Origin of the sequence: Brevibacterium sp. SIMBA_078 (assembly GCF_046534565.1) — a bacterium.
Taxonomy (GTDB): domain Bacteria; phylum Actinomycetota; class Actinomycetes; order Actinomycetales; family Brevibacteriaceae; genus Brevibacterium.
In genome coordinates, this window is sequence record NZ_JAWRYQ010000106.1 from 1 (window position 1) to 315 (window position 315).

At 48.6% G+C, this 315-nt stretch carries 1 protein-coding gene; it reads right to left on the reverse strand.

Annotated features, from left to right (window positions below; all coding sequences use genetic code 11):
• A partial coding sequence (locus tag SB749_RS19060) for a hypothetical protein (RefSeq protein WP_410711682.1) occupies positions 1–315 on the reverse strand: 315 nt, incomplete at both ends.

Below are 315 nucleotides of genomic sequence, written 5' to 3' on the forward strand. Positions count from 1 at the left end.
CCTCGATGAACTCAGCTTCAGTTTTACCCTCATTACCTGATAGGCTCTCCCACACTTCATAAGCTGAAAGACCACTCTGACCATCTGTACCATCTTGACTGTCATCTGAGTCGAGACTTTTTGCGACTGCCACTCCTGCACCAAGCGCTCCTAAACCCGCTAACCAAGGTAATACATTGAACCCACCTACTTCACTGGCTCCTACCCACCAAGGAGTAGCACTTGAGGCACCTCCTAATGCATGCCCTTCAATCGCACCTTCTGGCATTGCAGTCAGATAATCTGCATACTCACCCGAATCTGGAATGTAGTAAT